Annotated in this window: 7 protein-coding genes; 6 read left to right on the plus strand and 1 reads right to left on the minus strand. The window is 44.2% G+C overall.

All coding sequences use genetic code 11. From position 1 onward, the window contains the following. The first annotated feature begins 9 nt into the window (after nt 1–9). The 3 genes from thrB to R7O12_RS19870 all read left to right on the plus strand — a co-directional run bounded on the left by thrB (nt 10) and on the right by R7O12_RS19870 (nt 3,042). The gene (thrB, locus tag R7O12_RS19860) at nt 10–966 is read left to right on the plus strand and encodes a homoserine kinase (RefSeq protein ID WP_017635074.1); all 957 of its coding nucleotides are present in this window, start codon (nt 10–12) and stop codon (nt 964–966) included. Further along, nucleotides 963–2,243 (plus strand): threonine synthase, encoded by a 1,281-nt coding sequence (thrC, locus tag R7O12_RS19865; RefSeq protein WP_005381818.1) that lies wholly within the window; start codon nt 963–965, stop codon nt 2,241–2,243. Before thrB ends, thrC begins: the two co-directional genes overlap by 4 nt. 139 nt (nt 2,244–2,382) lie before the next feature. Beyond that, nucleotides 2,383–3,042, plus strand: a complete 660-nt coding sequence (locus tag R7O12_RS19870) for an NADPH-dependent FMN reductase (protein ID WP_042521848.1) — start codon at nt 2,383–2,385, stop codon at nt 3,040–3,042. A 111-nt stretch (nt 3,043–3,153) separates the two neighbouring features. Here R7O12_RS19870 and grcA read toward each other — a convergent pair whose 3' ends face one another. Further along, the gene (grcA, locus tag R7O12_RS19875; RefSeq protein WP_005381814.1) at nt 3,154–3,531 is read right to left on the minus strand and encodes an autonomous glycyl radical cofactor GrcA; all 378 of its coding nucleotides are present in this window, start codon (nt 3,529–3,531) and stop codon (nt 3,154–3,156) included. A 326-nt stretch (nt 3,532–3,857) separates the two neighbouring features. Between grcA and nfo the strand changes: the two genes are divergently transcribed. The 3 genes from nfo (at nt 3,858) to R7O12_RS19890 (ending at nt 6,377) form a co-directional block, all read left to right on the plus strand. Continuing rightward, complete coding sequence (gene nfo / locus R7O12_RS19880; protein ID WP_318100740.1) at nt 3,858–4,742, plus strand: deoxyribonuclease IV; 885 nt, start codon at nt 3,858–3,860, stop codon at nt 4,740–4,742. 289 nt (nt 4,743–5,031) lie between these two features. Then, a complete protein-coding gene (ung, locus tag R7O12_RS19885) occupies nt 5,032–5,712 on the plus strand; it encodes a uracil-DNA glycosylase (RefSeq protein WP_042521850.1) in 681 nt (226 codons plus the stop codon). Between the two features lie 113 nt (nt 5,713–5,825). Next, nucleotides 5,826–6,377, plus strand: coding sequence for a hemerythrin domain-containing protein (locus R7O12_RS19890; protein ID WP_005381807.1), 552 nt, complete (start codon nt 5,826–5,828; stop codon nt 6,375–6,377). Nucleotides 6,378–6,679 lie beyond the last annotated feature (302 nt).

Consider the following 6,679-nt stretch of genomic DNA (forward strand, 5'->3'; position numbering starts at 1 on the left):
TCAAGTGATATGGATGTAGTGGTTTATGCCCCAGCATCAATTGGTAATGTAAGCGTTGGCTTTGATGTGCTGGGGGCTGCCGTGTCTCCAGTGGATGGCACACTATTGGGTGACCGTGTATTGGTGAAATCTGGGGCTGACCCGTTCAGCCTTAAAACGGCGGGTGATTTTGTTGAGAAATTGCCAACTGAACCAAAAGAGAACATCGTCTACGACTGTTGGCTTGTGTTTGCTCGTGAGTTAGACAAAAAAGGCGTTGAGCTAAAACCACTTGAGATGACGCTAGAAAAGAACATGCCAATTGGCTCTGGTTTAGGCTCAAGTGCATGTTCTATCGTTGCTGCATTAGATGCATTGAACCGATTCCATGGACAGCCACTTAACGAGACAGAATTACTAGCGCTGATGGGAGAGATGGAAGGCAAGATCTCTGGTGGTATTCACTACGACAACGTTGCGCCATGTTACCTTGGTGGTGTGCAACTGATGCTTGAAGAGTTGGGTATCATCAGTCAAGAAGTACCTTGCTTTGATGATTGGTACTGGGTGATGGCGTATCCGGGTATCAAGGTATCAACGGCGGAAGCGCGTGAGATCCTACCATCTCAATACCGCCGACAAGATATCATTGCTCATGGTCGCCACCTTGCGGGCTTTATTCATGCGTGTCATTCTGGTCAGCCAGAACTTGCTGCAAAAATGATCAAAGACGTGATCGCAGAACCGTATCGTGAGAAACTGCTTCCAGGTTTTGCGAATGCACGTCAATACGCAGCGTCTGCGGGTGCATTGGCAACCGGTATTTCTGGCAGTGGTCCGACACTGTTCAGTATTTGCAAAGAGAAAGATGTCGCTGAGCGAGTTGCTCGCTGGTTAGAACAAAACTACGTACAAAACGAAGAAGGATTCGTCCACGTTTGTCGTCTAGATAAGCAGGGTTCGAAAGTAACAGGAAGTGAGCTATGAAGCTTTACAATATAAAAGAAAATGATGAACAAGTTTCCTTTGGCCAAGCCGTTCGCCAAGGGTTAGGCCGTAACCAAGGTCTATTTTTTCCATCGGAATTACCAAAATTTGAAGATATCGATGCGCTGCTTGCAGAAGACTTTGTCTCTCGTAGCACTAAGATTCTATCGGCGTTAATTGGAGATGAACTTACAGAGGAGCAAGTGAATGCCCTTGTTGATGCTGCGTTTCAATTCCCTGCGCCTATCAACCAAGTAAAAGACGGTGTTTATGCACTGGAACTGTTCCATGGTCCAACGCTTGCGTTTAAAGACTTTGGTGGTCGCTTTATGGCGCAATCTCTTGCTGCGGTTTCGGACGGCGGCAAGATCACCATTCTGACGGCAACGTCTGGCGATACTGGCGCAGCCGTTGCGCATGCTTTCTACGGTATGGAAGACATCAATGTTGTGATTCTTTACCCGAAAGGAAAAATCAGCCCACTGCAAGAGAAGTTATTCTGTACGCTTGGTAAAAACATTCACACTGTCGCGATCGATGGCGACTTCGATGCGTGTCAGGCACTGGTTAAGCAAGCTTTTGATGATTCTGCACTGCGTGAAGAGATCGGTCTGAACTCTGCAAACTCAATCAACATCAGCCGTTTGATGGCGCAAATCTGTTACTACTTTGAAGCAGCTGCGCAAATGAGCAAGCAAGAGCGTGAAAACCTAGTGGTATCAGTACCAAGCGGTAACTTCGGTAACCTAACTGCTGGTCTATTGGCAAAAGCGTTGGGCTTGCCTATCAAACGCTTTATCGCTGCAACTAATGCCAATGACACGGTTCCTCGCTACCTAGAAACAGGTAAGTGGGAGCCAAAACCAACAGTCGCAACAACATCGAACGCGATGGACGTGAGCCAACCAAACAACTGGCCTCGTATCGAAGAGCTGTGCCGTGTGAAAGAGTGGGGCTTGGAGACGTTAGGTAAAGGTGCAGTATCTGATGAGCAAAGCGCACAGTCAGTGAAAGACTTACATGCTCTAGGCTATCTATGCGAACCGCACGGTGCGATTGCTTACCGCGTTCTTGAAGAACAATTGCAAGACGGTGAAACCGGTCTGTTCCTATGTACTGCTCACCCTGCGAAGTTCAAAGAAGTCGTGGATGATATTCTAGAATCCGATATCGAGCTTCCTGCGCCACTAGCGAAGCACGCTGCGATGGAGCTGCTATCGGAAGAGCTCGACGCAGACTTTGACGCATTGAAACAAGTACTGCGCCGCGTGCAGTAAGCTTCAAAGTATAGTAAGTATCAAAAACAGAAATAACGAGAGGTGAATGAGTAATCATTCACCTTTTTTATTGTCGGTAAGTTTTGACTCTCTTTATTATTGAGAAACGAACTTAACTAAATGAGATGAAAAGAGAAGCATGCATTTTTTGATTTTTCTTGGCTCAGTGAGAAACAGCACGCCACCACGACCAGCCCGTTTAGGAATGCGAGTCAGTAAAGCGTGTGAAAAACTCATCGCGAGTCAACATTCGCAACATACGGTCGAAATCATCGACCCTTTGAATTACGACTTTGGCGATGTGTTTAAGCCCGAGTTTGCTTATCACCGCTCTAAAGTTCCGCAGCACCTAAGTGAGCTGGCAGACAAAATCAAACAGGCCGATGGGTATGTGATGGTTAGCCCGGAATATAACCATTCGATGAGTCCTGCTTTGGCGAACATGCTTAACCATTTCGGCAGTTCGCTGTTTTCTTACAAGCCGAGTGCTATCGTGACCTATTCTGCCGGACAATGGGGTGGTGTTAGAGCTGCTGTTTCTATGCGTACCTTCTTATCTGAACTTGGATGTCTACCTGTCTCTGCGATGATCCACATTCCGAAAGCGCAAGAAGTCTTTGATGAACAGGGCGTTGCTGCGGATGAGTCGGAGCAGACGCAGTGGGACAACTATATGAATCGCACTATGCATCAAATGATTTGGTGGGCAGAAGGGGCGTCACTGCAAAGAGATAGGCTTGATCCAACCTCTTTAGCGCAAGCGTTTCAGAAAGATCCTTCGCAAAGAAATGCACCTTAGAGGCGAGTTGCTTTCCATTATAGAAAGGGTTTAGAAGGATTCTGAAACAAAAAAAGCTTGGTCATTGCAGACCAAGCTTTTTAAATTCTAGCGAGCTAGTTTACTGAGAGATTATAGAGTCTCAGTAAAAGTACGAGCGATTACATCACGTTGTTGCTCTGGAGTTAGCGAGTTAAAACGTACTGCGTAACCAGAAACACGAATAGTTAGTTGTGGGTATTTCTCTGGGTGTGCAACTGCATCTTCTAGTGTTTCGCGTTTAAGCACGTTCACGTTTAGGTGTTGGCCGCCTTCGATACGAGGAGCAGTTTCGATTGCAACTTCACGGCTTTCGTATTCACCTAGGTCGCTGATTGCGATAACTTGGTCTGCTTCGTAGCCAGCAGTTGCAGCAACACAACGAGCTTCATTTTTTTCGCTATCTAATAGCCAGATAGAGTTTAGTAGGTCGTCGTTTGCCGCTTTTGTAATTTGGATACCTTGGATCATCACTATCTCCTAGACCACTTACGTGGTGATTATTGGTGTTAATTTTCGAATTTTCGTTGAGCTGAGTATTATATAGCTAATATCCACTATTTTAATATTGATTTAAGTCAAAAAACAACCAAAAACATCATTTTTATTAAGGTAATTTTATTGAGTTAAATCAATAAAACCTTTGAAAACAAACTAATTACAATTTATTTGATAATATAAAAAATATTTAATAACTGGTTTTGTTGTAAATTTACTACAAATTGAGATTAAAGTTTAAACTGGTTAACGCAACTATCTGTATTTAGGTAGCAATACTGAAAGTCTAAAGTGATTAAATGACAAACATGAAAAACAAGCTTGGGAATAAACTCATTGGTGCACATGTCTCTGCTGCTGGTGGGGTCGATCAAGCTCCGTTGAGAGCTCGTGAAATTGGCGCGAATGCATTCGCACTATTTACAAAAAACCAACGCCAGTGGGTGGCGAAGCCTTTAGAAGCAAAAACCATCAGTGCGTTTAAAGCGAACTGTAAAATGCTGGGTTTCGGAGCAGAACATATTCTTCCCCATGATTCTTATCTGATTAACTTGGGTGCGCCGGAAGAAGAAAAGCTGAATAAATCCCGCGCGGCATTTATTGATGAAATGGAGCGTTGTAATCAGTTAGGGCTGACTTTTCTTAACTTCCACCCGGGTAGTCACCTAAAGAAAGTCTCTGAACAGGAGTGCCTCGCAACGATCGCCGAGTCGATCAATCTTGCGCATAAAGCGGTGCCGAATGTGATCGCTGTTATCGAGAATACGGCAGGTCAAGGCACTAACTTAGGCTGGAAGTTTGAGCACCTTGCTGAAATCATCGAGCAAGTGGAAGATAAAGATCGTGTCGGCGTTTGTATTGATACCTGCCATACCTTTACGGCTGGTTATGACTTACGTACAAAAGAAGATTGCGAGCGCACCTTTGCAGAGTTCGACCGTATCGTAGGTATGCACTATTTAAGAGCAATGCATCTAAATGATTCAAAAGTAGAGTTTGCCAGCAAAGTAGATCGCCACCATTCTCTTGGTAAAGGAGAGATCGGGTGGGATTGCTTTGAGTACATCGCGAAAGACCCTCGTTTTGATGGTATCCCTCTGATTTTAGAAACAATTGATCCAGATATTTGGCAGCAAGAGATCAACACGTTGCGTCAATTCCATTTAGCGGCCATTGACAGTTAATGGCGTAACCACAAAGTTGGCACCTTTCTTTCTTAGTCATTGAACATCAATCTCTGAATTAGCAAAGAAGGATGCCAACATGTCTCGACCACTCTCTTTTACTCCTTATGCTTACACTCGTCGCGTGCTTCGCTTACCGATGCCTAATCGTCACATTACCGGACAGGGGCACTTTCGAACGCCACAGAAGCATTAGTCTTTTATTACTTGTCTCAAGTTCGTGGTAAGTTTTTGTTTGTTTGAGTTTCGCTCGTTAGAATAGAAGCAAAATTTAGGACAGGAACTTTCCATGAATCAGTCACCCACTTGGCACGATGTGATCGGCGAAGAGAAAAAGCAGATCTACTTTGTAGACACCTTGAATTTTGTTGAAGCCGAACGCGCCGCAGGCAAAGCTATTTTTCCTCCCGCAAAAGATGTCTTTAACGCGTTTCGTTTTACCGAGTTCAAAGACGTTAAGGTCGTGATTCTAGGACAAGACCCATACCACGGCCCAAATCAGGCGCATGGCCTGTGTTTCTCTGTACTTCCTGGCATTAAAACGCCACCGTCACTGGTTAATATGTATAAAGAGCTGGCGCAAGATATTGAAGGTTTCCAAATCCCTCAGCATGGTTTTTTGCAAAGCTGGGCTGAACAAGGCGTATTGTTACTCAATACGGTATTAACGGTGGAGCAAGGTAAAGCGCATTCACATTCAAAGACAGGTTGGGAAACGTTTACTGATCGAGTGATTGAAGCCATTAATCAGCATCAAGAAGGTGTAGTGTTCTTGCTGTGGGGTTCACATGCACAGAAGAAAGGTCGTTTTATCGATCGCAATAAGCACCATGTGTTAGCTGCCCCACACCCATCGCCACTTTCTGCACATCGAGGCTTTTTCGGTTGTAAGCATTTCTCTCAAGCAAACCAGTTGCTTACATCACAAGAAAAAGCACCAATTAACTGGCATTTGCCATTAACGGTATAAATGAAGAGACAGCGATCATGGGTGGTATGATCGCTGTTTTTTTGAGCACGCTCGAGGCTGATAGTAAATTTCTCATGTACACTTACTAAAAGTAGGTGTTAAGGAGAGACGCTATGATGATCGAAAGAATTCGACGCGAACATGGTTATATGGTTCGTCTGTTGGCGATACTGCGCCATAAGCTTAATGAGATAAAAAAAGAACGTGTAATCAACTATGCGTTAGTAAGCGAGATTGTTGATTACCTCTCTAATCATTCGGAGAAAGTACACCACCCGAAAGAAGATATCCTCTATCACCACTTTCTTGAACACTATGGTAAGCAACAAACCATGGAAAATTTAGAGAAAGAACATCTAGAGTTAGCGAGTAAAACCAGAGAGTTTTCATCCGTGATAGAGATGATCCTTCAGGATGCTGTTGTGCCACAAGACATGTTTGTCGCTCACCTAGAAGATTTCATAGAATCGCAAAGGCACCACTTGGAGCTAGAAGAGCGAAAAATTTTGCCTCTCATTGAAGAGTTATTTACCACAGAAGATTGGCAGCACGTCGAGAGCTTATGGAGCGTCAGTGAGGATGATCCTGTGTTTGGTGACACGATTGCTGATCGTTATAAGCAGTTGGCCGAACGTGTTCGTCAAAGTGATACTGAGTATGTTTAAGCCTGAGTGATGAAACCTGAGCGAGCGAAAGCCGTCTCTCGGGTTTGTGAGATACATTTCTTATTTATTGGGAATCAACCGAAAATTTAGTGTGCATATTTCTCGGCAAAAAGTACGGAAGATTCTCATTGAGTAATAATGGTATTCATACTTAAACCTTGGTACATAAACTCACGGTGTTTACGGTCACTGTAAACAAAAAACAAAAGGCACCTGTAAGGTGCCTTTTGTTTTCAGCCCTAAACCACCTACTTCAGTAGGTGGTTATCATCCGTTTCGGCTTTGCCTGTAAAACTACTCAT

This window comes from Vibrio sp. Vb1574, assembly GCF_033338675.1.